Source organism: Segeticoccus sp. (assembly GCF_035708005.1).
On sequence record NZ_DASSTI010000034.1, the window covers coordinates 12397 to 35288 of the forward strand.

The 22892-nt window shown below is 70.4% G+C and carries 20 protein-coding genes; 12 read left to right on the plus strand and 8 right to left on the minus strand.

Annotated features, from left to right (window positions below):
• Positions 1-285 precede the first annotated feature (285 nt).
• Entirely contained in the window at positions 286-873 is a 588-nt protein-coding gene (locus tag VFL99_RS03955) for a helix-turn-helix domain-containing protein (RefSeq protein ID WP_325105029.1), read from the minus strand.
• A gap of 47 nt (positions 874-920) precedes the next feature.
• Here VFL99_RS03955 and VFL99_RS03960 point away from each other — a divergent pair, with 47 nt between their 5' ends.
• Positions 921-1817: a methyltransferase gene (locus tag VFL99_RS03960; RefSeq protein WP_325105030.1), complete on the plus strand. Its 897-nt coding sequence runs from the start codon at positions 921-923 to the stop codon at positions 1815-1817.
• 26 nt (positions 1818-1843) lie between these two features.
• Here VFL99_RS03960 and VFL99_RS03965 read toward each other — a convergent pair whose 3' ends face one another.
• Positions 1844-2398, minus strand: coding sequence for a TetR/AcrR family transcriptional regulator (locus VFL99_RS03965; RefSeq protein ID WP_325105031.1), 555 nt, complete (start codon positions 2396-2398; stop codon positions 1844-1846).
• A 64-nt stretch (positions 2399-2462) separates the two neighbouring features.
• Between VFL99_RS03965 and VFL99_RS03970 the strand changes: the two genes are divergently transcribed.
• Entirely contained in the window at positions 2463-3344 is an 882-nt protein-coding gene (locus tag VFL99_RS03970; protein ID WP_325105032.1) for an alpha/beta fold hydrolase, read from the plus strand.
• Between the two features lie 2 nt (positions 3345-3346).
• Here VFL99_RS03970 and VFL99_RS03975 read toward each other — a convergent pair whose 3' ends face one another.
• Positions 3347-5737 carry a SpoIIE family protein phosphatase gene (locus VFL99_RS03975; RefSeq protein WP_325105033.1) on the minus strand — a complete coding sequence of 797 codons (2391 nt, stop codon included), beginning with the start codon at positions 5735-5737 and terminating at the stop codon, positions 3347-3349.
• A gap of 90 nt (positions 5738-5827) precedes the next feature.
• Here VFL99_RS03975 and VFL99_RS03980 point away from each other — a divergent pair, with 90 nt between their 5' ends.
• On the plus strand, positions 5828-6469 hold the full coding sequence (locus tag VFL99_RS03980) for a class I SAM-dependent methyltransferase (RefSeq protein WP_325105034.1): 642 nt from the start codon (positions 5828-5830) through the stop codon (positions 6467-6469).
• 415 nt (positions 6470-6884) lie between these two features.
• Positions 6885-7925 (plus strand): NAD(P)-dependent alcohol dehydrogenase, encoded by a 1041-nt coding sequence (locus VFL99_RS03985; RefSeq protein ID WP_325105035.1) that lies wholly within the window; start codon positions 6885-6887, stop codon positions 7923-7925.
• Positions 7926-7933: 8 nt separating this feature from the next.
• On the opposite strand, the gene VFL99_RS03990 is transcribed toward VFL99_RS03985, so the two are convergent.
• A complete protein-coding gene (locus VFL99_RS03990) occupies positions 7934-8920 on the minus strand; it encodes a YihY/virulence factor BrkB family protein (RefSeq protein ID WP_325105036.1) in 987 nt (328 codons plus the stop codon).
• An 86-nt stretch (positions 8921-9006) separates the two neighbouring features.
• On the opposite strand from VFL99_RS03990, the gene VFL99_RS03995 reads away from it, so the two are divergent.
• From VFL99_RS03995 to thrS, 3 genes are all read left to right on the plus strand, one after another.
• Entirely contained in the window at positions 9007-11490 is a 2484-nt protein-coding gene (locus VFL99_RS03995; protein ID WP_325105037.1) for a molybdopterin cofactor-binding domain-containing protein, read from the plus strand.
• On the plus strand, positions 11487-11858 hold the full coding sequence (locus VFL99_RS04000; RefSeq protein ID WP_325105038.1) for a hypothetical protein: 372 nt from the start codon (positions 11487-11489) through the stop codon (positions 11856-11858). Before VFL99_RS03995 ends, VFL99_RS04000 begins: the two co-directional genes overlap by 4 nt.
• A gap of 84 nt (positions 11859-11942) precedes the next feature.
• Complete coding sequence (thrS, locus tag VFL99_RS04005) at positions 11943-13922, plus strand: threonine--tRNA ligase (protein WP_325105039.1); 1980 nt, start codon at positions 11943-11945, stop codon at positions 13920-13922.
• Positions 13923-13928: 6 nt separating this feature from the next.
• On the opposite strand, the gene VFL99_RS04010 is transcribed toward thrS, so the two are convergent.
• Positions 13929-15257, minus strand: a complete 1329-nt coding sequence (locus VFL99_RS04010; protein WP_325105040.1) for a glycine cleavage T C-terminal barrel domain-containing protein — start codon at positions 15255-15257, stop codon at positions 13929-13931.
• 129 nt (positions 15258-15386) lie between these two features.
• Here VFL99_RS04010 and VFL99_RS04015 point away from each other — a divergent pair, with 129 nt between their 5' ends.
• The gene (locus VFL99_RS04015; protein WP_325105041.1) at positions 15387-16247 is read left to right on the plus strand and encodes a methylenetetrahydrofolate reductase; all 861 of its coding nucleotides are present in this window, start codon (positions 15387-15389) and stop codon (positions 16245-16247) included.
• A gap of 35 nt (positions 16248-16282) precedes the next feature.
• On the opposite strand, the gene VFL99_RS04020 is transcribed toward VFL99_RS04015, so the two are convergent.
• A complete protein-coding gene (locus VFL99_RS04020; RefSeq protein WP_325105042.1) occupies positions 16283-17023 on the minus strand; it encodes an IclR family transcriptional regulator in 741 nt (246 codons plus the stop codon).
• A 130-nt stretch (positions 17024-17153) separates the two neighbouring features.
• Between VFL99_RS04020 and VFL99_RS04025 the strand changes: the two genes are divergently transcribed.
• From VFL99_RS04025 to VFL99_RS04040, 4 genes are all read left to right on the plus strand, one after another.
• Positions 17154-17939 (plus strand): IclR family transcriptional regulator, encoded by a 786-nt coding sequence (locus tag VFL99_RS04025; RefSeq protein ID WP_325105043.1) that lies wholly within the window; start codon positions 17154-17156, stop codon positions 17937-17939.
• A gap of 118 nt (positions 17940-18057) precedes the next feature.
• Positions 18058-20574: a GcvT family protein gene (locus VFL99_RS04030; RefSeq protein ID WP_325105044.1), complete on the plus strand. Its 2517-nt coding sequence runs from the start codon at positions 18058-18060 to the stop codon at positions 20572-20574.
• Positions 20575-20579: 5 nt separating this feature from the next.
• Positions 20580-21350: an electron transfer flavoprotein subunit beta/FixA family protein gene (locus VFL99_RS04035; protein ID WP_325105045.1), complete on the plus strand. Its 771-nt coding sequence runs from the start codon at positions 20580-20582 to the stop codon at positions 21348-21350.
• Positions 21347-22324, plus strand: coding sequence for an electron transfer flavoprotein subunit alpha/FixB family protein (locus tag VFL99_RS04040; RefSeq protein ID WP_325105046.1), 978 nt, complete (start codon positions 21347-21349; stop codon positions 22322-22324). The genes VFL99_RS04035 and VFL99_RS04040 overlap by 4 nt, the downstream gene beginning before the upstream one ends.
• A 10-nt stretch (positions 22325-22334) precedes the next feature.
• On the opposite strand, the gene VFL99_RS04045 is transcribed toward VFL99_RS04040, so the two are convergent.
• Both VFL99_RS04045 and VFL99_RS04050 read right to left on the minus strand, forming a co-directional pair.
• Positions 22335-22673: a metal-sulfur cluster assembly factor gene (locus VFL99_RS04045; RefSeq protein WP_325105047.1), complete on the minus strand. Its 339-nt coding sequence runs from the start codon at positions 22671-22673 to the stop codon at positions 22335-22337.
• Position 22674: 1 nt separating this feature from the next.
• On the minus strand, positions 22675-22892 hold a 218-nt coding region (locus tag VFL99_RS04050; RefSeq protein WP_325105048.1), incomplete at its 5' end, for a DUF2249 domain-containing protein.

Below are 22892 nucleotides of genomic sequence, written 5' to 3' on the forward strand. Positions count from 1 at the left end.
CGCGGCTCCGGTAGTTGCGCAGCGCCGCGTGGTCGACGGACACCTGCGTGGGGATTTGGGGAGCGTCACGCTTCGCTCCACCTGTCACGCCGTGCTCCCACTTCGGCCCGCGCCGTCGAAGCGGACCTGCTGAACGACGCGGGACCTGCTGGACGACGCCTCAGCTCAAGGCCACCTGCATCCTCGTCGTCGCAGTCGTCGTAACCGGCGGCGGCGTGTTGGTCAGGCGGTGCAGCTCAGGACGGACGAGCGGGGAGACATCTCGGCTCGCCCGGGGCACCCCTGCTATGCCCCCTTGCGGCGAAGGTGGCTGCGCTCGCCGTCCGGGTCCAGGATGGCGATGATCTCGGCCGGCCCGCCGTGGGCACCGAAGGCGTGTGGAACCATGGTGGAGAACTCGGCTGCCTGGCCGGCCGCCACGGTGATGGCGCGCTCACCGAGCAGGAGGAGGACGGTCCCGGAGAGGACGGTGAACCAGTCCCGACCTGGGTGTACCGGAAGTTCTCCCTGCCGGTGTTGTGGTGGCGGCTGGGTGAGCCGGATCTTGGCCACCTTCAGGCCGTGGGGGCCTCGGTCGCGGGACAGCAGCCACGTGGTCATGCCGCGAGCTCGGTCTCGGTGGGGCCGGATCACCACGTCGTGGTCGTCCTGGGGTTCGACAAGATGGTCGAGCGAGGTGTCCAGTGCGCGTGCGATCGCGGTGAGTTGGTCCAGGCCGATCCGGCGGTGGCCAGTCTCGATCCGGCTCAGCGTGGAGGGGCTGAGGTGACAACGGCCCGCCAGGTCATCCAGCGACCAGCCACGGGCCGTCCGCAGACCGCGGATGCGCTGCCGGACCAAGAGATCGACCTCCGCACCATCGTCTTGCGTCATACGCAATATTGTATGTCGTGTAAGCAAGTTGGTCGTAGAATCGTCGCGTGAGACACCACCCCAGCGACGACGACAGCCGGCATGACCTTCCGGGACTGGACCGCCTCCACGGTGAGCACCAAGAGGTCCTTCCGGACCTGCTCGACCTGGATGCTGAAGTGCTCGCGGAGGCGTTGGATGCCGTCCGCGTCGACATCAGCCGGCTGGTCGACTCACCGGTGCGCAGCATCCTCGACGTCGGCGCCGGTACGGGGACCGGCACGTTCGGTCTGCTACGACACTTCCCGGAAGCCCACGCGCTGGCCCTGGACTCATCTGAGGAGATGCTCGCCCACCTCAGCGGGCGCGCCGAGCACCTAGGGTTAGGCCACCGGGTCTCCACCCTGCGTGTGGACCTCGACGGCGCCGTCCCCGAGCTCGACCCGGTCGACCTCGCCTGGGCATCCGCCTCGCTGCATCACCTCGCCGACCCGGGGCACACCCTGAACCAATTGGTCACCGCGATCCGGCCGGGCGGGCTGTTCGCGGTGGTCGAGCTTGCCGGCTTCCCCCGGTTCCTGCCCGACGACAGTCCTGGCGGCGCGGCCGAGGCGCGCGCCCACGAGCTGCTGACCGCTGACCGAGCAGTCGACCTGCCGACGATGGGCAGCGACTGGGGCACCCGGCTGACCGGGGCCGGTTTGATCGTGGAGATGGACCGCCCGGTCATCGTCGACCTGGCCCCACCGTCGGCGCCCGTGGTGGGCAGCTACGCAGCGGCATCGCTGATCCGCGTCCACGCCGCGGTCGCCGACCGACTCGACGGCCCAGACCGAGCGGCACTCCAGGCTCTCCTCGACGGCGGACCAAGCGATGTACGTCGACGCAGCGACCTGCGGGTGATCATCGAACGGCGGCTATGGGTCGCACGGCGGCCTGCCGCGTCCACCCCCGGACGAGACTAGGCACAACCGCACCTTCGAGCGGCGGGTCAAGACCCCGCCAGAGCGCGCACGGCGCGTTCGATCGCAAGGCGCGTGTCCAGAGTGGGGTCGACGGTGAGCCGGTGCAGAAGCAGTCCGTCGCAGAGCGCCATGAGGACCCGGGTCGCTGGCATGGGGTCCGGGATGCCGGCCGCGTCCACGATCCGCTCGGTCCAGTGCTCGAACTCGCGACGCTGCTGACGCAGCGGCTCGCCGAGCTGAGGGTCGTCGGCGAGTTCGAGGAAGAGTGCGTAGCGCGCGCGGGTGCGGGCGGCGAATGGCCCGGCCTGCAGCTCGGTCATGGCACACAAGCCCTCAATCAGATCGTCGGTTCCCGAGATCGTCGGCATCACGGCCGGGTCGAAGTCCCCGCGCTCGCGCTCGGCGACCCAGTCGACCACGCCGCCGAGTAGTGCCCGGCGAGTGCGGAACCAGTTCGAGGTCGACCCGGGTGGCAGGCCGGCCCGTTCATCGACACGCGCATGGCTCAGCGCCCGCACGCCCTCCGTGCCGAGCAGCTCCACGGCCGCCTCAAGTCCGCGTTCGCGGGTTGTCGCAATCATGGACGTCCCCTTCGAGAAGGTCCTACTATGAAAATAGTAGTCTGAGTGCCCCCAGGAGGCCGCCATGGACACGCCCACCCCGGCTTGGTCACCGTCACTGCCAGAGGCCACTGGCTTCGAGCATCGCGTCGTCGAGACCCCCGGACTGCGGACTCACCTCGCCACCATCGGAGAGGGTGAACCGGTCGTGCTGCTCCACGGATTTCCCCAGCACTGGTGGCAGTGGCACGCGATCGCTCCGGTCATCGCCGCAGGCGGCTACCGCGTCATCTGCCCGGACCTGCGGGGGGCAGGATGGACCGTGGCCGACGATCCACGCGTTGAACGCGAGAGCCGGTTACGCGACCTGCTCGCCCTCTTCGATGTCCTCGACATCGAGCGCGCCCACCTCGGCGCCCACGACATGGGCGCCATCACCGCGATGCAGTTGTCCTACGACCACCCCGAGCGGGTTCACACGGCTCTGCAGCTCTCCGTGCCGCCGGGCTTCATGACGTTCAGCCCGAAGGTCATCCCCGGCTTCCGGCACCTACCGCGGTTCATCTGGCACCGTCCGGGCGCCTCCTTGCGCGGAATCTTCTCCGAGGAGTACCTTGCCCACCCGATCTCGGAGGCAACCCTCGAAGCCCATCTGGCTCCGATGCGCCGCCCCGACATCGACAACGCGGTCCGTCCGCTCACCCGCCGCATGGTCCTGCCGGAAGGCATGCGCATGGCCCGCGGTGTCTACCGCAGCCAGCGACTCAGGGTCCCCACCCTGTTCGTCTTCGGCCGCCGCGATCGCTATTGGCACCAAGAGGTCATGGGGCGTGTATGCCGCACTCCGGAGCGGTATGCCGAGCGCGCCGAATTCGCCTATGTCGAGGGCGCCGCGCACTTCATCACCGACGACGCTCCCGCCGCCGTCGGCGACCTCGCGCTCGACTGGTTCGCACGAGCAGCGTGACGTCAACCGTGCCGCAGCGCCACTGCCGCCACATCGTCGTCGCGCCCGTGGTCGCGCACGCACTCGACCAGGCCGGCCAGTGCGCCCGGCAGCGGGCCCTCGTCCAGGGCCGGGAGGTGGGACAGCAACCGGGCTAGACCGTTGTCGATGTCCTCCTCGCGCCGCTCGATGAGCCCGTCCGTGTAGGCGAGCAGCGTGTCCCCGGGAGCGAAAGGCACGATGCGCGAACCTTTCGGTGGGCTGGGCACACCGAGCGGAGGCCGGTCGGCCAGGGGCAGCGCCCGGCCTGTGCCGGCGGCGGTCAGCATGACCGGGGGCGGGTGGCCAGCGTTGACGTAGACCAGGGAGTCCGACGAGGCAACCAGGTAGACCAAGGTCACCAGCTGCGGAATGTCGTAGGTGGTGAACAGCGCACGCATCTGGTTGATCACCCGCTCAGGTGCAGGGTCCACCGCGATATGGGCCCGCAACGCGGAACGCATCTGCGCCATGGCGGCGGCCGCTTCGACGCCGCGGCCCATCACATCCCCGACGAACAGCGCCAGGCGACCGTCCTCGAGCGGGATCGCGTCGTAGAAGTCGCCGCCAACCTCGGTGCGGCCGGCTGGCTCGTAGCAACTGGCCAGCTGCCAGCCGGGGATGCTCTGCGGCAGGGTGGGGAGGACGGCGCGCTGCAGCTGTTCGGCGACCTCCTTGGTCTGGCTGTGCAGCTGCGAGTTGTCGATCGCGATGGCCGCGCGCCGGGCCAGCTCCTCGGCGAACTTCACGTCCTCCTCGGTGTAGCTGCGGTGTGACTCGGCCATGACCCAGCTGATCACACCCAGCACCTGGTCGCGGGCCACCAACGGCACCATCAGCAGGCTGCGCAATTCGAGCATGCGCGCCAAACGCAGGTGCTCGGCGTCTTTGGCACCTTCGACCAGCATCTCGTCGGTGATCTCCGGGATCAACACGCTCTGACCGGAGGCGAGCACCGCCCAAGCGCCCTCGTTGGTGTCCCGGTCGGAGGGATAGCGCCGCTCGATGTCGAGCGCGAACTGGACCTTGGCCGGATCGAAGTGCTCCACGGCCAGCCGGTGGATCCGGCCATCTTGGAGCAGGTCCACCCCGCTCCAGTCGGCGAACTCGGGAATCGCCATCTTCGCCACACTGGTCAAGGTGGTCTCATAGTCAAGGCTGTTGGCCAACTCGGCGCTCGCCTCGGCCAGGAAGCGGGCACGTGCCGCCTGCTTGGCCGCTTCGCCCTGGGCTCGGATCCGCTCCAGGGCTTGGGCACAGGAGTCGGCGACGATGCCGAAGAACTCGAGCTCTGCGGCATCCAGGGAGCGTTCTCCCGGGAACGACAACGTCACCACTCCGATGGTCTGGCCGACCAGCCGCACGGGAAGCGCGACCATGGATCGCTCGCCTTCTGCGGCCTTCTCGAGCTCGGGGTAGGCAGCGTCGATGGCGTCCCTGCCGATCAGGAAGAGCGGCTCACCGGTGCGGACGACCTCCGAGGCCGGAGTGTGCGTGGAGACCGGGAACGTCGTCCATCGCTGGTCGGCCCCCGGGGCGCCACCGCGCAGCCCAGCGAGCGTCAGCACGTCACCCTGCAGCAGGCTGAGCGAGGCCACCGTGGCACCGACCGCGTCGCACAGGTGTGAGATGACCACGTCGGTGACGGTCTCGACGTCGGCAGCGGCGCCGAGCTCAGCGGCGGCTCGAGCCAGTCGAGCGAGCCGGTCATCGAGTCGGTGGGCGCGCTTGGCCGTAGCGCCTGGATCAGTGGCGTCGTGAACCACGCAGACCACGCCGACCACCTCGCCGTGTTCCTGCACCGGGGCGCAGACCATGTCGGTCTCACGGGCGACTCCGTCGGACCCGAGCACCGCGAGCCGCCCACGCCAGGTCGTCCCCGCCGCGGCCTGACCGATCACCTCATCCAACGCGCCATGCAGTTGCGCGGGTACGAGGTCGCGCACAGGGAACCCGAGGGCGGCGCGATCGCCCAGCACCGGGTACAGCCGTACCGCCACCTCATTCGCGTACCGGACCTGCCCACCCGGGTCGACCGCGAACGCCGCCTCCTCGAGCGCGTCGAGGTGCTGCAGGCCGGCCGCCCAGCCAACCGCCTCAGGGAGCAGCATGGCCCCATCATGGCAGCCGTCCCGACCCGACTTCCTGATGAGCGCTTCAACGGACGGCTGCTGAGCGTTGGCCGCGCGGCCCGGCGCAAGCGAGCAGCATGACCGGCCGCATCTCCATGCGCATGTATGCCGATCAGCACACCCAGCGCTGTTCGCCAGCGGATGGCCACGGCCAGGGCGTGTCAGCAAGCGATCCTGCTGTGCGGAGACATCGTCACCACGCAACGACCTCGTCTGTGGCGTGTCGGGGTCGATCGGGCCCACGACACGCCACAGACGGGGTCGTCGGTCGGGGGTGCCGAGGTCCGGGATGATGGAGCGGCTGGTTCACCGGAGCCGAGGGGGAGAAGCCACGTGACCGACCTGAGCCGCTTCCAGCACCCCCGCTTCGCCCGGCGCTACGTCCGGATCAGTGACCGCCTCGAGGATCTCGGCGCCGAAGACCTCCGGCGTGAGCTGGTGCAGGGTCTACGTGGGGCCATCGCCGACATCGGTTGCGGCGACGGGAAGAACTTCGCGCACTACCCCGCCACCGTGGACCAGGTCGTTGCGGTGGAACCCGACGCGACCCTGCGCGGGCTCGCCGAACGCGCTGCGGAGTGCGCGCCGGTGCCGGTACGGGTGGTGCCCGGCCACGCCGACGAGCTGCCGATCGAGAGCCACAGCCTCGACGCCGTGGTCATCACGCTGGTGCTCTGCTCGGTGCCGGACCCCGACACCGCGCTGGCGGAGGTGCACCGGGTGCTGCGACCCGGCGGCGAGCTGCGCTTCGGCGAGCACGTACGTGCCCAGAGCTGGCTCGGTGGAGCCGTGCAGGACCTCCTCACCCCGCTCGCGCGGAGGTTCGACGGGAACTGCCACCTGAATCGGGACACCGTCGCGGCGCTCCGGAGATCTGAACTGACCGTGACCCGGCTGCGGCGCTTCAGCTTCCCGTTCGCGCCGCTGCTGCCGGGCGAGCCGATGGTCGCTGGCACCGCCGTCAAGCGGGGGTGAGCTTGCCCCGGCCTGGCCCGCCCTGGCGACCTGTCCGCAGACAGATCGAAATGAAGATGTGACCTTGCTGGCAACGATGGGTATGGACCCGAGAACCGGCCCTTGGGCCGGAACAGAGGTTGCGGTTCAGCAGCGAGCTGCCCTCCAGGGCCCAAGGGTCGGCCCTCAGACGTAGCGGACCGCCCCGTGAGGGGTGCCATGACAGGGCACCCCTCCTGGTCAGGACCACGCCGCCGGGCTGCTTAGGGTTGATGGCGTGGACAACGTCGAGAGGTTCGCGAGTTCACCGAGGCGTCGCCCTGTGCCAGCGCCGCGGCGGCCCGATGAGGTGACCCGCCCCGGCGGCCGAGTCCTCTTCGAGGCCGAAGAGGCCGAAGAGAAGCAACCCCAACACACCAGAAGGAGCACGACACGCATGCGCGTCAACGCCTATGCCGCCCCCGACGCCGGCCAGCCCCTGGCCCCCATGGTCATCGAGCGCCGCGACGTCGGTCCGAACGACGTCCTCATCGAGATCAGGTACGCCGGGATCTGCCACTCCGACATCCACACCGTCAACGGCGACTGGGGACCGCAACCGTTCCCGGTCGTGCCGGGGCACGAGATCGTCGGCATCGTCACCGAGGTCGGGTCCGAGGTCACCCGGCACCGGGTCGGCGACCGGGTCGGCGTCGGCTGCATGGTGAACTCGTGCGGCGAATGCACCAACTGCCGCAACGGTGACGAGCAGTACTGCCTCAACGGATCGGTTCCCACCTACGCCGGCACCGACCGCGATGGCACCACCACTCAGGGCGGATACTCCACGCACGTGGTGGTCGACGCGGACTTCGTTCTCTCGGTCCCGGAGAGCCTCGACCTCGCCGCGGCGGCCCCGCTGCTGTGCGCCGGCATCACCACCTACTCACCGCTGCGTCGCTGGGGCGCCGGCCCGGGCAGGAAGGTTGCGATCGTCGGTCTCGGCGGACTCGGCCACATGGGCGTGAAGATCGCCCACGCCCTCGGGGCCGAGGTGACCGTGCTGTCCCAGTCGCTGAAGAAGCAGGAGGACGGCCTGCGGTTGGGGGCGGACCACTACTACGCCACGTCCGACCCGAGCACCTTCGAGCAGCTCGCCGGCCAGTTCGACCTGATCGTCAACACGGTCAGCGCGCCCATCGACGTCGACGCCTACCTCAGCCTGCTCGCCGTCGACGGTGCCCTGGTGAACGTCGGCGCGCCGCCGGAGCCGCTGAGCCTCGACGTGTTCTCCCTCATCGGTGGGCGCCGGTCCTTCGCCGGTTCCCAGATCGGCGGCATTGCCCTCACCCAGGAGATGCTCGACTTCTGCGCCGAGCACCACATCGCCTCTGACATCGAGCTCATCTCCGCCGACCAGGTCAACACCGCCTACGAGCGGGTCCTGGCATCCGACGTGCGCTACCGCTTCGTCATCGACACCGCCACTCTGACCTGACCCGGCGGTCAGCCGCGGTGCCGGCGGAAGGTGCTCCTGATCCGCTGAAAGCCCTTGCGGCGCTGCGCGGCCGCATAGGACCGATAGGCGTTCTCATCCCCGGGGGTGAGGGACACCGCGTCGGTGAACGGCGTCAGCAGGCTGCGCGGCCAGAGCTTCTGGGCGCGTACCGCGTTCGCCTCGGCGCAGAACACCACCAGGTTCGCGGCGAGGTAGATGAACGCCAGCAGCCCCAGCACGACCCCGAACACGCCGTAGTACTCACTGGAGTCCTTGAGGGTGTGCCCGACGAAGTAGGTCCCGAGCAGCTGCAGGACCTGCCAGCCGATCGCCGCGGCGAGGGCGCCGTCCCGGACCTGTGCCACGCTCACCGGACGGGCCGTCAGCAGCCGAAACGCCGCAAGGAACAGCAGCACGTTGATGAGCACCGACAGGAGGATGGACCCCACCCGCACGAGCAGGCCTGTGATCGACCCGCTGGCGTAGGCGTGGATGCTGGTGGTCAGCGCGGACAGGCCGGTCGTGGCCAGCAGCCCGAGCCCCAGGAGTGGCAGCACGGCCAGACTGCGCAGCCTGCTCTTGATCGGGTTGGGGCGAGAGTTCTGCGGCACGGCCCAGACGACGTTGAGGGCGTTCTGCACAGCCTGGCCCACCCCCATCGTGCCGTAGAGGGCGCCGCACACCCCGACCACCACCGCGGCGAGGCTGCCGTGGACCGCGTGGACATTGCGGCCGAGCTGGCTTCCCACGATGGGGAACTGGCCCAGTGCGGAGTGCACCACCTGCTGCTGCAGCGACGGGTCGCCGTGGAGCAGGTACCCGAGGGCCGTCACGAGCAGCAACAGCAACGGGAACAGGCTGAGGAACCCGTAGTAGGTGATCAGCGCTGCCAGGTAGCCGCCGTGGTCGTCGAAGTACTTGTAGACGACGGCCAGCGGAAGGCCGACCCAGCGGTGGCCACGCTGGTACGCGTCCAGACTGGCGACCGCGCCCATACCCAGATCGTCCCGCGTCGTCGCCGGATCGGCGTGGTCAACCGGTCTTGCGCGTGCGCACAGCGGTGCGGCGTACCGTCGCTCCCATGGTCCGGCTCCGGGTGAACGGCACGGCTCGGGACGTCGAGGAGGTCCCGGACCGGACCCTGCTCACGGCGCTGCGCGACGAGCTCGGGCTCACCGGCGCGAAGTACGGCTGCGGCGAGGGGGAGTGCGGCGCCTGCACGGTGCTCCTCGACGGAACGCCCACCCGTGCCTGCACGACGGCCCTCGAGTCGGTCGCCGGGGCCGAGGTCACCACCGTGGAGGGCTTGGTCTGCGAGGGCCGGTTGCACCCGGTGCAGCAGGCGTTCGTCGACGCGCGGGCGCTTCAGTGCGGCTACTGCACTCCGGGGATGCTCATGAGTGCGGTCGCGCTCCTGGCGCGCGAGTCCGAGCCCGATGACACCACGGTGCGGCCAGCCTTGGACGGCAATGTGTGCCGCTGTGGCGGCTATCCGCGCATCGTGGCCGCCGTGCGCGCCGCAGCCGGGCGACCCGAGCGCCCGTCCCGGCTGTCACCACAGCCTCCAGCGGGGGAGGAGGCGCCGGAGCAGCTCTCCGTCGAGCTGCCATCCCTCGAGGGCGGCGACCGGTCGTGGGGGTGGAGCACGCCCGGTGGCGCACGCCTGGTCGTCGACGCCGACGGACACGTGCACGCCTACGTGGGCAAGGTCGACGCCGGGCAGGGCAACCGGTGGGCCCTCACCCGGCTGGTCGCGGCCGAGCTCGGCGTCCCCACGTCCTGCGTGCACCTGCACCTGGGCGACACCGCCAGCGCGCCGTTCGACCTCGGGACGTTCGGCAGCCGTTCCACCCCGGATGCCGGACATGCCGTGCGTCTCGTGGCCGCCGCAGCCCACCGGCTGCTGCAGGAGGAGGGGAACGGCCACCACCGCGCCGACCCCGACGCCGCACTGCCCCCGACTCCGCCCGGCCTCGCCGGGGTCGATGACGAGGCGCTACGCGACGGGTTGGTGACGGCCGTGACCGGCGCCAAGCGCTTTCCCTCCGACCTGGCCCTGCCTGGCATGCTGCACGGCCGGGTGCTGCGGCCCCCGGCACACGGGGCCCGCCTGCTGCGGGTCGACACCTCGGCAGCTGCTGCGATCCGGGGCGCCACGGTGGTCGAGGACGGCGACTTCGTCGCCGTGGCCGCGAGCTGTCGGGAGGCCGCCACGACGGCCCTGGGAGCCGTCCGAGCCGACTGGAGCCCTGGCACGGGACCGGCCGAGCCCGACCTCGGCGACTACCTGCGCAGCCACCTCGCCGATGACCACGGGTGGGGCGGTCCGGTCGACCACCGCCTCGGTGACGTCGCGGAGGCGGTGGCGCACGCCGACCTCGTCCTGACCGGGTCCTACACCACGGCCTACCTCGCGCACGTGCCGCTCGAGCCACGGACAGCGCTGGCCGCGCGAGACCACGACGTGCTGACCGTGTGGGTCGGCACGCAGCGGCCGTTCGCCGCCCGCTCGGCCGTCGCGGCGGCCGTAGGCCTTCCCGAGGACCAGGTGCGGGTCGTCGTCCCGGACTTCGGCGGCGGCTTCGGTGGCAAGCATTCCGGTGACGTCGCCACCGAAGCGGCGCGAATCGCCTGCGCGACGGGGCGGCCGGTCAAGGTGGAGTGGACCCGCGAGGAGGAGTTCCGGCACGCCTACTTCCGGCCGGCAGCCGTCATCGACGTCCGCAGCAGCGCCCTGCGGGACGGGACCATCACCGGGTGGGAGTTCACCAACGTCAACTCGGGTGCTGCGGCCCTGCTGCCTCCCTACGACTTCCCCCACCAGCTGGTCCGCTTCCAGCCAGCGGATTCCCCGTTGCCGCAAGGGTCTTACCGCGCACTGGCCGCCACGGCGAACACGTTCGCGCGCGAGTCACACCTGGACGAGGTCGCGGCGGGCCTCGGCATCGATGCCGTCGCGCTCCGCCTGCGCCACCTTGCCGACGCCCGCCTCAAGGCGGTGCTCTCCACGGTTGCCGACCACGTCGGGTGGCCGAACCAGCCGGGGGAGCCCGGCGCGGGGCTCGGCATCGCCTGTGGCCTCGAGAAGGGCGGCCGCGTCGCCACCGCGGCCGAGGTGCGGGTGGACGCGAGCGGCGTGCTGAGCGTGCGCCGGGTGGTCACCGCGTTCGACTGCGGCGCGGTGGTCGACCCGGACGGCCTGCAGGCGCAGGTGGTGGGCGCGACGATCATGGGCCTCGGCGGGGCACTGTGGGAGGCAGTCCACTTCGACGGCAGTTGCGTGCGCACTGCCAGCCTGGCCGACTACCGGGTGCCGCGGTTCACCGACGTCCCACCGATCGAGGTCATCCTGCTCGACCGGCCGGAGCAGGAGTCGTCCGGCGCCGGCGAGACACCGATCATCGCGGTCGCGCCCGCGGTCGCCAACGCCGTCTTCGCGGCCTGCGGGCGTCGGTTGCGTTCCCTGCCCCTGGTGCCGAACGGTCGTGTCTCCAGCAGTGACGCCAGCGGCGGCACCGGCGAGGAGGGCGCGACCCGACGGCGCTCGGTTACCGTTGATCCATGAGCCACGGGCAGGTGACCGACATCCTGATCCACCCGGTCAAGGGTGAGCCCAGCCGATCCCTGCCGGAGGTCGAGGTGGTCCGTGACGGACTGGCCGGGGACCGGCGCAAGAAGGCTCCTGTGCACCTCATCAGCGCCGAGGACCGCACTCCCGAGATCCGGGCCAACTTCGTCCTCGAGGTGACGAGCGCTGAGCTGGCCGGCTGGGTGGGGGACCGCGTCCACGTGGGGGGCGTCACGCTGGCCGTGACCGGCATACCGTCCGGGTGCCCGGGGGTCTACGCGGCGGTGGACGTGCCGGGACCGGTGCGCCTGGGCGACGTCGCGGAGAGCCTCGGCCCGGACGAAACCGTGGTGAGCGGTCGCTGACCGGCCCGATACCATCACTGCACCGTGTCCGTCCCGGGTTTCCGCGCCCGGGCCGGAGCCACTGCCAGACCTGAGGAGAAGCACGTGTCTGCCGACATCACCGTGTCCGTCGCCGGGAGCGAGCGATCGGTGGCGGCAGGCACGACGGCTGCAGACCTCTTCCAAGGGGACAAGGAGGTCGTGGTCGCCCGGGTGGGCGGCGAGCTGCGCGACCTGGCACACGAGCTGCGAGACGGCGACGTGGTCGAGCCGGTGTCGGTGCACTCCGACGAGGGCCTGGCGGTGCTGCGGCACTCGGCGGCCCACGTGCTGGCCCAGGCGGTGCAGCAGGTCAACCCCAAGGCCCGCCTCGGCATCGGTCCGCCGGTGCGCGACGGCTTCTACTACGACTTCGACGTCGACGAGCCCTTCGACCCCGACCAGCTCAAGTCGCTGGAGAAGGTCATGCAGAAGATCGTCAACGAGGGGCAGACCTTCTCCCGGCGGGTCGTCACCGACGAGGAGGCGCGCGCTGAGCTCGCCGACGAGCCCTACAAGCTGGAGCTGATCGGCCTCAAGGGCGGCAACGCCGCCGCCGCGGCGGAGGGCGCCGACGTGGAGGTCGGCGCCGGTGAGCTGACCATCTACGACAACCGCCGGCGGGACGGCGAGCTGGCTTGGCGGGACCTGTGCCGCGGCCCGCACGTGCCCTCGACCAAGCTGCTGGGCAACGCCTTCAAGCTGGTTCGTTCCGGCGGCGCCTACTGGCGCGGGTCGGAGAAGAACCCGCAGCTGCAGCGCATCTACGGCACCGCGTGGCCGAGCAAGCAGGAGCTCAAGGACTACCTGGACCGCTTGGCCGAGGCGGAGCGGCGCGACCACCGCAAGCTCGGAGCCGAGCTGGACCTCTACTCCTTCCCGGAGCTCATCGGGCCGGGGCTGCCGGTCTTCCACCCCAAGGGCGGGGTCATCAAGCGCGTCATGGAGGACTACGTCCGCCAGCGCCATATCGACGAGGGCTTCAGCTACGTCGGCACCCCGCACATCGCCAAGGAGGACCTGTTCTACACCTCGGGGCACCTGCCGTACTTCGCGGACGGCATGTTCCCGCCGATGGACGTCGACGGGCAGAACTACCGCCTCAAGGCGATGAACTGCCCGATGCACAACCTCATCTACAAGTCGCGGCAGCGCTCCTACCGCGACCTGCCGCTGCGCCTCTTCGAGTTCGGCACCGTCTACCGCGACGAGAAGTCTGGGGTGCTGCAGGGGCTCACCCGCGTCCGGATGATCACCCAGGACGACTCGCACTCCTACGTGACCGCCGAGGGCGCGGCCGACGAGGTGCGGCACCTGCTGAGCTTCGTCCTCAGTCTGCTCAAGGACTTCGGCCTCGACGACTACTACCTCGAGCTGTCCACCCGCGACGAGGAGAACGTCGAGAAGTTCATCGGCTCCGAGGAGCAGTGGGCCGAGGCGACCCGGCTGCTGGAGGGCGTCGCGGTCGAGACCGGCCTGGAGCTGGTGCCCGACCCGGGCGGCGCCGCCTACTACGGCCCCAAGATCTCGGTGCAGGCGCGCGACGCAATCGGCCGGACCTGGCAGATGTCGACCATCCAGTACGACTTCAACCAGCCCCAGCGCTTCGAGCTGGAGTACCAGGCGGCCGACGGCTCGCGGCAGCGTCCGGTGATGATCCATTCGGCGAAGTTCGGCTCGATCGAGCGGTTCATCGGCGTCCTCGTCGAGCACTACGCCGGTGCCTTTCCTCCGTGGCTCGCGCCCGTGCAGGTGCTCGGCGTCCCCGTCGCCGAGGAGTATGCCGAGCACCTCACCGGGGTTGCCGAGCAGCTGCGCGCCCGGGGCATCCGCGTCGAGCTGGACACCTCTGCCGACCGGTTCCCGAAGAAGATCCGCAACGCCAGTAAGCAGAAGGTGCCGTTCGTCCTCATCGCCGGTGAGGACGACCGCTCCGCCGGGGCAGTGTCCTTCCGCTACCGCGACGGCTCGCAGAAGAACGGCGTGCCCATCGACGAAGCGGTCGCCGAGATCGTCGACGCGGTGGAGTCGCGCCGACAGGTCTGAACCTCGTCAGACGGCGGCGTCGAGCCCCCGCTTCTTCAGGGCCTCCCGGGTGTTGGGGTTGACCGAGGGACGGAACGGGATGTCGACGACCTCGGCCACCACGGGCATCCCTGGCACCTCGGCATACTCGTCCGGCAGCCGCACCCACAGTTGCGTGCCCAGGGCCGTCAACGAGACCGGCACGTGCCCCATCGCGATGTTCGTGCCCAGCTCGGGGGAGTACCACGGCGAGGTGAGGTAGCCGACCGGGTCGTCCTCGGGAGCGGTGCTGATCAGCCAGAAGTCCGGCGCGTACTCGGTGATCGGCTTGCCGCCGAGCTTCATGCCGACGAGCTGGTGGGTGAACGGCGGGTTGCCGGCCTCGATCTGCGCGCGGACCTCCTCGAGGCGCTGCTTGCCGACGTAGTCGGCCGTCTTCTGGCGAGGGACCTGGTAGCCGAGGTTCACCTGGAAGGGCAGGGTCTCGAAGTCCATGTCCTGCCCCCACGACAGGATCCCGGCGGCCACCCGGCGGTGGTGGGCCGGCGCGATCACCTTGAGGTTGTGGCGCTTTCCGGCCTCGAGGACCGCGTTCCACATCCGCTCGGCGTGCAGTGTCGCGTCGCGCAGGTAGATCTCGTAGCCCTTCTCACCGGAGAAGCCGGTCTGGGAGATCACCACCTCCAGCCCGGCCACGGCGGCGGACATCAGGCCGTAGGAGGGGATGTCCCGCACCGCCGGGCCGACCAGGTCGGCCATCAGGTCCACCGACTTGGGCCCTTGGATCTGCACCGGTGAGACGTCGATCTCGTTGATCTGCACATCGAACCGCTTCCCCACGTTGACGCCCTGCAACCACAGCATGAGGTCGGTGTCCGAGCAGCTGAACCAGAACTCGTCGGCTGCGAGACGCAGCAGCACCGGGTCGTTGAGGATCCCGCCCGCCTCGTTGCACAGGATCACGTAGCGGGCTCGCATCGGCGAGATCTTGGTGGCGTCACGGGTAATCACGAAGTTGACGAATGCCTCCGCATCGGGGCCGATCACCTGGATCTGCCGCTCGACCGCGACGTTCCACATCGTGACGTCGTGGACGATCGAGTCGTACTCGGCCATCGCCCCGCCGTCCTCGGGACGGACGTAGCCGCGTGGGTGGTACATGCGGTTGTAGACCTCGGCACGCCAGCATCCCGCCTGGTGCGAGAGCTCCCAGTACGGCGACTTGCGTATCCGGGTGGAGATCAGGAGCTCCACCGGGGTCGGCCCCGATTGACGCAGGTTGATCGGGACCTTGCGGTCGCTCTGGTCCACGGAGGGGACGTTCGCGTGTCCGTCCAGCTGCATGTCCGCCGTCATGGCCACTGCTCCTTTGTGCTTGGTGTGTTACCGCTTGTGTTGTGCCGTCAGGTTCATAATATGGAACTTGAGGCCCACGTTATGGCGCGACGGGGCCGGTCGCAAGGGTTCTCGCGAGGCAGGTGGCCGATGGGTCGGAGCCGGGAGCAGGACCAGCTGGTGCGCCAGCTGGTGGAGTCGGTGCGCTATGAGGTCCTGCCCACGCGGGCCGTCGCCGAGGAGCTGCACGAGCACGTGCCCGTCGGGCGCACGGTGACCGTCACCGCGTCGCCCCGCGCAGGCCTGGAGGAGACCCTCGCCCTGTCCGTGCGCCTCGCCGAGGGCGGGTATGACGTCGTGCCCCACCTGGCGGCCCGGATGGTCCGGGGGCGCTCCGAGCTCAAGGAGGTCGTCGACCGGCTGGCGACGGCCGGGATCCGCCGGATCTTCGTGCCCGGAGGTGATGCGACCCCGACGGAGCAGACCTACCAGTGCGCGCTGGAGCTCCTGCAGGACCTGCGCGACCTGGGGCACCCGTTCGACGAGATCGGCATCACCGGCTACCCCGAGTCGCATCCGGCGATCGACGACGACGTCACCGTGCAGTCGATGTGGGACAAGCGGCACTACGCCACGCACGTGGTGAGCAACCTGTGCCCGAGCGCGGACACCGTGGTGTCGTGGCTGCACCGGCTGCGGCGCCGGGGCATGCTGCTCCCCGTCTACGTGGGCGTGCCCGGGCCGGTCGAGCGGACCAAGCTGGTGGCCATGGCCAGCCGCATCGGGGTCAGCCAGTCGGCGCGGTTCCTGGCCGGGCACCGGTTCCTGTTCGCCCGGCTCGCCGCTCCCGGCGGCTTCCGTCCCGAGCGGTTCCTCCACGACCTCGCCCCCGGGTTGCAGTGGTCCGAGGCGGGGGTGGCCGGCATCCACCTCTACACCTTCAACCAGGTCGCCCGCGCCGAGCGGTGGCGGCGCGAGATGTCCGCGCGCCTCGGCGACCTGGCCGGTTGAGCGGCGACCTGGCCGCGTCGCCGGCGGAGGGCCGGTCAGCCCAGTTTCGCCAGCGCGCGGCTGAGCCGCTCGCTCTCGGCGACCACGAGGGCACCCAACTCCTCGTGCTCGCCCTCGAGGCGGAAGGTCGGCCCCGACACGCCGATCGCGGCATGGACAAGACCGTCGGCGCCTCGCACCGGTGCGGCCACCGCATCGAGGCCCTCCTCGAACTCGCCTGAGGTCTCTGCGAACCCGCGTTCGCGGATGCGTTCCAGCTCACGCAGCAGGGCGGAGCGGTCGGGGAGGGAGGCCGAGGTGCACCGGGGGAGCGGACCGTCCGGGAGCGGGATGGCGTCGAAGGCGTACATCACCTTGCCGAGCGCTGAACAGTGCGGTGGCACGTCGACATCGACCCAACTGGTGGCGCCGACCACGTAGCGCGAGTCGACCTGCGCGACATGGACCACGGTGTCCCCACGCGGCACACCGAGGTTGACCGTCTCACCGGTGTGTTCGCCGATCCGTTCGAGGTAGGGCTGGGCGACGGCCACCAGCGACTCCACCCGGTCGAAGCGGGTGGCGTAGTGCGTGAACATCGCGCCCCCACGGAAGGCTCCCTCAGGGTCGCGCTCGAGCAGGCCGTTGCGCTCGAGGGCGGCGAGCAGGCGGGAGACCGTGGAGCGGGCCAGCCCCGTCGTCTCCACCAGCTCGGTGTAGGTCACGGCAGTCGGGGCATGGATCACCAAGGACAGCAACTCGGCTGCCCGGTCGATCGACTGCGTTCCCTGACCCACCGCTCGACCCTATCGGCCATGGTCTGGTCGGCTGATCGCGACGCGGGAGCGGGCACGCAACGATCAGGTCTCGCCGGGCGCACGCTCGCGATGGGGGCGGTGCCGTCGACGTTCCTCTAGCGTGTCCGGTATGAGCGCGACCTCGGGTGCCGGTGTGGGCACGGTCCAGTCGGTGCACCGCGCCGTGCGGGTGCTCGAGGTCCTCGCGCACGAGGGGGAGTGCGGCGTCACCCAGGTCGCCGCCGAGCTCGGGGTCCACAAGTCGACGGCCTTCCGCCTGCTCGCCGCGCTGGAGGCCGGCGACCTCGTCGAGCAGAGCGCGGAGCGCGGCAAGTACCGCCTGGGCGTGGGCATCCTGCGGCTCGCGGGCGCGACCACCGCCCGGCTCGACGTCGTGCAGGAGGCGCGGCCGCTCGCGCGGGAGCTCGCGCGGCAGCTGGAGGAGACCGTCAACATCGCCGTGCTCCACGACGGCGCCGCCCTCTACCTCGACCAGCTCGCCGGCGCCTCGGTGCTGCCCTCGCACAACTGGGTCGGTCAACGGATCCCGTTGCACGCCACGTCGAACGGCAAGGTGCTCCTCTCGGGGCTTTCGGCCGAGCAGATCCGCCAGGTGGTCGGCGGCCGGCTGCGCGCCTACACGCCCACGACGGTGACGAACGTCCGGCAGCTGCTGAAGGAGGTGGAGCAGGTGCGCGTGGACGGCTACGCCGTGGTGGTCGACGAGCTGGAGGTCGGGCTCACCGCCGTGGCGGCACCGCTGCACAACGCGCACGGCGACGTGATCGCCTCGCTGTCGGTGTCCGGGCCGAGCTTCCGCTTCGACCCCGGCAGCATCGATGTCGCCGTCGATCGACTGGTGGCGACGGCGCAGGAGGTGTCCTCCCGCCTCGGGTGGCGCGACCGAACTGCTTGACAGCCCCGGTCGACGGGGGTGACGATGCGGAAACCTTGTTTCGTATCGCGAGGCGGGTTGCGCAACGCGCAACGAACCCCTCGGGCGGCGGCACAGTTCTGGCACGGGAGCGTGGGACATGGCGGAAGTTCCGGGCAGCGCGCGGGTCCTGGTCATCGGGGCCGGCATCGTGGGCAACAGCGTGGCGTACCACCTCGCCCGGCTGGGGTGGCGTGACATCGTCCAGATCGACAAGGGGCCGCTGCCCAACCCCGGTGGTTCCACGGGGCACGCCTCGAACTTCATCTTCCCGGTCGACCACTCACGGGAGATCACCGACCTGACGCTGGACAGCGTCCGGCAGTACCGCGAGATGGAGGTGTTCACGCAGTCCGGGGGCATCGAGGTCGCCCGCACGCCCGAGCGGATGCAGGAGCTGCACCGCCGGATGTCCTCGGCGATCGACTGGGGGATCGAGTCGGAGCTGCTCACCCCCGGGCAGGTGGCCGAGAAGGTGCCCTACCTCGACCCCTCGGTGATCCTCGGCGGCTTCTACACCCCGACGGTGGGCGTCGTCGACTCGCTGCGGGCCGGCACGATCATGCGCGAGCGCGCCCAGCAGCTGGGCGCACTGACCAGCGTGCCGACGGTCGAGGTCACCGGCATGGACGTCGAGCACGGCCGGATCTGCCGGGTGCGCACGAACAAGGGCGACATCGAGGTCGGCACGGTCGTGGTCGCCTGCGGGGTCTGGAGCCCCAAGCTGGCCCGGATGGCCGGCGCGGCCATCCCGCTGACCCCCACGGTGCACCAGATGATCAGCATCGGCCCGGTGCCCCAGTTCGCCGACACCACCGGGGAGATCAACTTCCCGATTGTCCGCGACATGGACACCGGTTGCTATGAACGCCAGCACGGCCAGGAGATGGAGATCGGCTCCTACGCCCACCGGCCGATCCTGCACAACGCCGAGGACATTCCCTCGATCGAGCAGTCGAAGCTGTCCCCGACGGAGCTTCCGTTCACCGCCGACGACTTCGACCTCCAGCTGGAGCAGGCCCTCGAGCTCATGCCCGACGTCCTCGGCAACCCCGACGTCGGGATCCGTTACGCCATCAATGGGTTGCTCTCCATGACCCCGGACGGCAGCCCGATCCTGGGGGAGAGCCCGCAAGTCGACGGACTGTGGTCCGCGGCTGCGGTGTGGGTGAAGGAGGGCCCGGGCGTCGGCCGGATGGTCGCGGAGTGGATGACCGACGGCAACCCCGAGTTCGACCTGCACGGCGCCGACATCGCGCGCTTCTACCCGCACCAGCGCACCCGTCGTCACGTCCGGGCCCGAGCCGGGGAGGGCTTCAACAAGACCTACGGCATCGTCCACCCGTCCGAGCAGTGGAGCAGCAACCGCGAGGTCCGCCTCGCGCCCATGCACGCCGACGAGGAGGCCCTCGGTGCGGTGTTCTTCGAGGCGGGCGGCTGGGAACGTCCGCACTGGTACAACTCCAACGAGACCCTGCTCGGCGACTACGGCGACCAGGTGATGCCGCGGGAGGCGGAGTGGGACTCCCGGTGGTGGTCACCCATCATCAACGCCGAGCACCTCGCGATGCGCGAGCGTGCGGCGATCGTGGACCTCACCGCGTTCGTCGTCTTCGACGTCCGCGGCCCCGGGGCGCTCGATCTGGTGCAACGTCTCGCCGTGGCGCAGATGGACGTCGCCGCGGGGCGGGTGGTCTACACGTCCCTGCTCGACGAGCGCGGCGGCATCCGGGCCGACCTGACGATCATGCGGCTGGGCGAGGAGCACTTCCGTGTGGTCACCGGCGGCGCCACCGGCATGGTGGACCTGGCGTGGTTCCGGCGGCACCTGCCGTCGGACGGGTCGGCATACCTGGTGGACGTCACCTCCTCGTTCTCGACCATCGGCCTGTGGGGGCCCCGGGCACGAGACGTGCTCGGCAGCCTGACGACGGACGACGTGTCGCACGAAGGCTTCCGGTTCGCCACGTGCCGCACCATCGAGGTCGACACGGTGCCCACGCTCGCCTCCCGCATCTCGTATGTCGGTGAGCTGGGGTGGGAGCTCTATGTCCCCATGGAGGAGGGGGCCCGGCTGTGGTCGCTGCTGCGGGAGGCCGGGGAGCCGTTCGGCCTGGTGCCGGCGGGGATCGGCGTCTACGGCACGACCGGTCGGATCGAGAAGGGCTATCGCGCCCACGGGGCCGAGCTCGACACCGAGCACACCCTCGTGGAAGCCGGCATGACCCGCCCGAAGGTCAAGGACGCCGACTTCCTCGGCCGCGAGGCCTACCTCAAGCAACGGGCCGAGGACCCGGTTGCCGTGATGTGCACCCTGACGGTGGAGGACCACACCGGGCCGGACGACGTGAAGCGCTACATGCTCGGCGGGGAGCCGATCCTCACCCCGGACGGCGCGCCTCTGGTGGACGCTTCCGGCCGGCGTTCCTACGTCACCTCCGCCGGGTCGGCTCCGTCGCTGGGCAAGCACGTGTTGATGGCCTACCTGCCGCCCGAGCACGCCTCGGTCGGGACGCACCTGACGGTGGACTACTTGGGTCACCGGTATCCGGTCGTGGTCGGATCCACCGACGCCACAGGGCTGTTCGACCCCGACAACGAGCGGATCCGGAGGTAGCACGGATGACCGACGTCTTGGTCTGTGTCAAGCGCGTGCCGGAGACCACCGCGCAGGTGACCCTCACGCCCGACGGTGCCGTCGACACCAGCCACGCCGGCTTCACGATGAGCTCCCACGACGAGTGCGCCGTCACGCTGGCCGTCGACGTGGCGTCCTCGACCGACGGGGAGGCCACCGTGCTGTCGCTGGGGACCGAGGACGCCGAGGAGCAGCTGCGGGCCGCGCTGGCCGTCGGGTGCAGTCGGGGCGTGCTGATCGAGGCCGACCCGGAGCGCTACGGCCCGGCCGATGTCGCGGGCGCCATCGCCGAGCACGTCGCGAAGGACCAGGAGCAGGGCCACTCCCACCGGTTGGTGCTCGTCGGCAACGACGCAGCCGACACCGGCGATTTCCAGGTCGGCGTCCGAATCGGTCATGCCCTGGGCTGGCCCGTGCTGATGGGGATCTCGACGCTCGAGGTCGACGGCGAGATGCTCATTGCACGTGGCACGGGACCGGAGGGGACCGAGGTCTTCGAGGTGCCGCTGCCGGCCGTCGTGGCCGTCCGCGAGGGAGGCGTGGAGCCGCGCTATCCCTCGATCCCGGGACGGATGAAGGCCAAGCGGGCACCGGTGGACCACGTGTCGCCGAACGTGAAGCCGAGCGGTTCGGGCCGCGTCCGGCTGAAGGAGCTCCCGGCGCAGCCCAGCGAGGTGCAGGTGCTGGGCGAGGGAGCCGCCGCCGTCCCGGCGCTGGTCGACGTGCTGGAGAGGATCGGGGTGGTGTCGCGATGATCATCGTCTGGGCCGAGACCGACGGTGACGGGCTCGCCGAGACCACCCGCGAGGCGATGACCTTCGCCCGCGACCAGCTCGCCGTGCCCGACGAGTCCGTCGAGGCGATGGTGATCGGCGACGAGGTGGTGGACCCGCTGCGTCGCGAGCTCGGTGACCTGGGCGCTGCCGCTTTGCTCCACGCGGAGGACGACCGGCTCGCCGCCTACGGGGGAGCGGCCTGGGCGACCGCGCTCACGTCGGCCGCCCGGACGCGGGGCGCCCGTGCGGTCGTGGCCGCCGGCACGCCCCGAGGTAGCGAGCTCATGGCCCACGTCGCCACGCGCCTCGACGCGGCCATGGCGGCCAACGTCGTCTCGGTCGACTCCACGGAGCCGCTGCACGTCTCCCGCCAGGTCTTGGGCGGCTCGGTGCTGGAGGAGGTGGAGCTCGGCGGTGACGTCGCGGTGCTCACCGTCGCCGGCCACGCCTGTGAGCCCGAGAACGCCTCCACCGCAACAGAGCCCGAGGTGATCTCCGTGTCGGTGGAGCTCTCGGAGCACGACCTGCTCGGACGGGTGGTGCGCGTCGAGGAGACAGAGAGCGAGGACACCTCGGCGCTGACCAAGGCCAAGGTGGTCGTCGGGGCCGGCCGGGGCGTCGGGCGTGCCGACGGATTCGACGACCTGCTCGAGCTCACCGAGCTGCTCGGTGGTGCCCTGGGCGTCTCCCGGGTCGTCACCAACCTCGGCTGGCGGCCCCACCACGAGCAGGTCGGCCAGACCGGCAGCCGGATCTCACCGGACCTCTACCTCGCCTGCGGCATCAGCGGGGCCATCCAGCACTGGGCCGGGTGCCAGAGCGCCAAGACCATCATCGCGATCAACACCGACCCCGACGCCCCCATGGTGACGCGGGCCGACTACGCGGTGATCGGCGACCTGCACGAGGTGGTGCCCGCCCTCACCGAGGAGCTGCGCCGCCGGCGCGGCTGAGCAGGCGCCGTCAGGCCGGCCAGCCGAGGGCCGACCTGCCCGCGTCGCTCATCATCGCCGGCGCCCACGGCGGCTCCCAGACGATCTCCACCTCGACGTCCTCGATGCCGGGCACTCCCCACAGGGCACCGCGGATCTCGTCGTTGAAGTACGCGGTGAGCGGGCAGCCGGGGGTGGTCATCGTCATCGTGATCCGGGCCAGCCCGGCGTCGACGCTGAGTCCGTAGACGAGGCCGAGGTCGACGATGTTGAGGCCCAGCTCGGGGTCGATGACCTCGGCGAGCAGGTCCTGGACCAGAGCGGGACCGTTCTCGCCGCCGAGCCAGGACGTGACCGACAGGGCGCTCACGTCAGGCCGTTCGGCCGATCCGCACGCGCCACGTCTCCGGGCCCTGCTCGAGGTAGTCCCAGGTGAACTGGTCGGCGTGCTCGGCGGCGAACTGGTAGTAGAGCGGCTTGGGGTCGTGGTCGTTGACGAGCACGAAGCCGGCGCCCGGCTCCAGACGCTCGTAGGTCTCGAAGATCAGCTCGTGGCGGCGAGCCGGTGGCTCGCTGCGGACGTCGAGCT

Bases quoted from the DNA above. Each gene is read 5' to 3' on its own strand.
- VFL99_RS04040 (WP_325105046.1), top strand. From the start codon at position 21,347: ATGATCATCGTCTGGGCCGAGACCGACGGTGACGGGCTCGCCGAGACC.
- VFL99_RS03955 (WP_325105029.1), bottom strand. From the start codon at position 873: ATGACGCAAGACGATGGTGCGGAGGTCGATCTCTTGGTCCGGCAGCGC.
- VFL99_RS04030 (WP_325105044.1), top strand. From the start codon at position 18,058: ATGGCGGAAGTTCCGGGCAGCGCGCGGGTCCTGGTCATCGGGGCCGGC.
- VFL99_RS03970 (WP_325105032.1), top strand. From the start codon at position 2,463: ATGGACACGCCCACCCCGGCTTGGTCACCGTCACTGCCAGAGGCCACT.
- VFL99_RS04025 (WP_325105043.1), top strand. From the start codon at position 17,154: ATGAGCGCGACCTCGGGTGCCGGTGTGGGCACGGTCCAGTCGGTGCAC.
- VFL99_RS04000 (WP_325105038.1), top strand. From the start codon at position 11,487: ATGAGCCACGGGCAGGTGACCGACATCCTGATCCACCCGGTCAAGGGT.
- VFL99_RS04015 (WP_325105041.1), top strand. From the start codon at position 15,387: ATGGGTCGGAGCCGGGAGCAGGACCAGCTGGTGCGCCAGCTGGTGGAG.
- VFL99_RS04035 (WP_325105045.1), top strand. From the start codon at position 20,580: ATGACCGACGTCTTGGTCTGTGTCAAGCGCGTGCCGGAGACCACCGCG.
- VFL99_RS03990 (WP_325105036.1), bottom strand. From the start codon at position 8,920: ATGGGCGCGGTCGCCAGTCTGGACGCGTACCAGCGTGGCCACCGCTGG.
- VFL99_RS03995 (WP_325105037.1), top strand. From the start codon at position 9,007: ATGGTCCGGCTCCGGGTGAACGGCACGGCTCGGGACGTCGAGGAGGTC.
- VFL99_RS04010 (WP_325105040.1), bottom strand. From the start codon at position 15,257: ATGACGGCGGACATGCAGCTGGACGGACACGCGAACGTCCCCTCCGTG.
- VFL99_RS03985 (WP_325105035.1), top strand. From the start codon at position 6,885: ATGCGCGTCAACGCCTATGCCGCCCCCGACGCCGGCCAGCCCCTGGCC.
- VFL99_RS03965 (WP_325105031.1), bottom strand. From the start codon at position 2,398: ATGATTGCGACAACCCGCGAACGCGGACTTGAGGCGGCCGTGGAGCTG.